At 70.2% G+C, this 3,093-nt stretch carries 3 protein-coding genes; 1 reads left to right on the top strand and 2 read right to left on the bottom strand.

Annotated features, from left to right (window positions below; all coding sequences use genetic code 11):
• A partial coding sequence (gene sepH / locus D471_RS0109145; RefSeq protein ID WP_017598345.1) for a septation protein SepH occupies positions 1 to 696 on the bottom strand: 696 nt, incomplete at its 3' end.
• Between the two features lie 568 nt (positions 697 to 1,264).
• Between sepH and D471_RS33625 the strand changes: the two genes are divergently transcribed.
• Positions 1,265 to 2,233, top strand: coding sequence for a hypothetical protein (locus tag D471_RS33625; protein WP_017598344.1), 969 nt, complete (start codon positions 1,265 to 1,267; stop codon positions 2,231 to 2,233).
• 180 nt (positions 2,234 to 2,413) lie between these two features.
• On the opposite strand, the gene D471_RS0109135 is transcribed toward D471_RS33625, so the two are convergent.
• A partial coding sequence (locus D471_RS0109135; RefSeq protein ID WP_017598343.1) for a D-arabinono-1,4-lactone oxidase occupies positions 2,414 to 3,093 on the bottom strand: 680 nt, incomplete at its 5' end.

Raw genomic sequence — 3,093 nt, 5'->3', positions numbered from 1 at the left:
GGGGTCGGTTCGGAGTTCCGAGGGCGGCTCGGGTGCCGGCCGCGGCCGCTCCACCGCCCCCTCGGGACGTCGGGGAGAGAACGGCGTGACCGTCGCGTCCGGCGGGGCCAGAGGGACGGCGGAGGGGGATTCGGAGAACCGGGCGGCCTCCTCGTCCGCGGGCGTGACGCTGTTGTGTCTGGGCTCGTACAGCCAGTGGGCGACGCGCTCGTCGCCCCCGTGGAGGAAGACGAGCTTGATCTGCCAGGTCCGGTCCTCACGCCTCCAGGAGTCCCACGAGGCGTCACCGGTCTCCAGCTGGTGGGCGCCGATCCGCTTGGTGACCACCTCCTCCAGGGAGGGGCCGGGGGTGGCGTCGCCCGAGGCGCGCACGGTGGCGCGCTGGGCCTGCTGGGCGATGTACTCGCGTTCCTGGAGCACGGGGCCCTCGAACCAGCGCACCCGTTCGATGGGGATCCCGGAGATCTCGGAGATGGCCTCCGCGGTCTCGCCGGACCGGATGCGGGCCTGGATTTCCTTGGGGCGCAACGGATTCTCCACTTCGATCTCGTACTGGCCGAGCCGGGAGAACTGGCCGCGTACGGCGGCGCGGAGGCGGTCGTCGACGGGCAGCATGAAGCGGGTTCCACGGCCTGTGCTGGCGAGCACCAGGTAGGTGCCGTCCTCGCTCACGGCCACGAGGCGAAGCTCGTGCATCGCCCTCCCTTTCGTGTCCCGTCGAGGGCAGGTTCGGCGGCCAACCCCCGCGTTCTCCAAGTCTGGTCGGCCGACAACGGTTCGGCCAGTACCGCGCTTGGCATGTCCGAACTGTGTGCCCGCCTCCCGTCCGCGGTCTCGCCGCGGCTGGGAGCCGCCCCGGGGAGGCCCGGGGCCCTCACGGTCGTCTCCGGTGCCAATCCTGACACGCGGACCCTGCTCCGACCGGGAGCGGTCGCTCGCGGAATGTCTTCTCTCCCGCGCCAAGGCTCCGCCGCGATGGTATCCCGCGGGTGCCGAATCACCCCAGGGCTGTGGAAAACTCCGATCTCGGACCTGGTCCATGCACAGGATGGCTCGATACGCAACTCGACACGCCGATGTCCACCGTCCAGTGACCCTTCTTAACTCCTGGCGTTATCGGGCACTGGGCGCGCTTAGTCTAAGTTCTTCACTTATGGGCGGTTTGTGATGAATTGAGGATCTGGAGTACATCCGCCGCCCGACTCACGATCACCATCGAGTTCCCGCCGCGCCCCCGCGCGGCCAGAGAAGGGGGGACGACCGGATGGGTCGGACCGGACACCACGAGTCACACGATGAGGGGGAGGCACCCGCGAAGAAGCGGATCGATCTGAGCGTGTCCCAGGTCGCCGGGGCCGGTGCCGCCACTCTCACCGCGGCGACGGCGGCCTCCTACCTGAACGTGTACGGCACGGTCATCGGCGCGGCCGTGATCGCCGTGCTGAGCACGGTCGCCAGCCCGTTGCTCCAGCACTGGTTCTCCCGCAGCGGTGAGCAGGCCAAGCACCTGGCGGAGCGGGCGGTCGGCGTCACGGTCGTCGCCGCGTCCGTACCGCCCCCCGACGCGGACGAGGGCGCGGCCGACACCACTCGGACGATGGCGATCGCGCGCGTGGCCGTGGAAACGGACGGCGCGGAGCCTGGGGACACCGACCCCACCCGCACGATGGCCCTGCCCACGGTGACCGAGGACGGGGAGGGCGAGGCGGCGAAGCGACCGACAAGGCTCGGCTGGCGTGCCGTCCTCATCCCGGCCATCGTCGTGTTCACCCTGGTCATGCTGGTGATCTTGGCGTTCGAGCTGTTCACCGGGCGTTCCATGACCGCGTGGATGAACGGCTACGACGAACCCACCGCACCCTCGATCCTCGGCGGCGGAACCTCGGCGCCACCCGCGCAGGAGGAGGAGCCCGAGACCCCCGAGACCACCGTGGACGTGCCCGAGGACGCCGACGGACGGACGGAGGGGACCACGGGCGGCCCGGAGGACACGGGGGCCACGGAGGGGACCGACGGGACGGGGGAGACCGGCACGGAGGAGGGGGCCGGAGACGGTCAGCTCCCCGCCACCCCCACACCCGACCCCGGTGACACCGGAAACGGTGACACCGGCACGGGCGGGGAGACCACCGAGCCCACTCCGCCCGCGGAGGGAGAGGGTGGCACCTCGGAGGGGACCGCGCCGGACGGGGAGGCGCCCACCGCCGACGACTCCCCGGGCACGAATCCCTAGGCGGTGTCTTCGGGGTCCTCCGTTTCGCTTCGGCCCGTGTTCGGGCGCCCGAAGGGCAGGGATTCTTCATCCTCGCCTTCGCCTGACGCTCGTTCCCCGCTCGCGGCTCAGCTCGTCTCGCAGAACCCTGCCGGCGCCCGAACGGTAACCCCCTCGGGTGACCGTTCCAGGAAACAGGCCCTAGCCGAACACCCTGTCCAGGTAGGCGTTGCCGAACCGCCGGTGCGGGTCCACCCGGTCGCGCACGGCCAGCGCGTCGCTCATCCTCGGGTACACCTTCTCCAGGTAGGAGCGGTCACGGGTGTGCATCTTGCCCCAGTGCGGACGGCCGCCCACGGACGTGAACACCGCCTCCAGGTCGGCGAAGTAGGCCTCGTACGGCATCCCCGCGTACATGTGCACCGCCACGTACGCCGTCTCCCGCTCGTGGGCGGTGGACAGCCACACCTCGTCGGCCGGGGCGAACCGCACCTCCACGGGGAAGCTCACCCGGTGGTCGCCCCGGTCGACGATCGACCGCGCCTCGCGCAGCACGTCCACCACGTGTTCGGCCGGGATCGCGTACTCCATCTCCACGAAGCGCACGTCGCGCACCGAGGCGAACACCTTGTGCGACACGTCCGTGTAGGTACGTGCTGACAGAGCGCGCGAGCTGATCCGGTTCACCCCCGGAACGAGGGAGGGGAAGCGTCTGCACAGCCGGTTGACCCGGTCGAAGACCGTGTTGGACAGGAAGTCGTCGTCCAGCCAGGCCTTGAAGTCCGACAGCGGCTGGGCCGGGCCCTCAGTGATGTTGTTGCGTTTGGTGTTGGTGTTGCCCGTGTGCGGGAACCAGAAGAACTCGAAGTGATCGTTGCCCG

Source organism: Nocardiopsis lucentensis DSM 44048 (assembly GCF_000341125.1).
Taxonomy (GTDB): Bacteria; Actinomycetota; Actinomycetes; order Streptosporangiales; family Streptosporangiaceae; genus Nocardiopsis; species Nocardiopsis lucentensis.
This window is presented reverse-complemented; position numbering and strand designations above follow the sequence as displayed.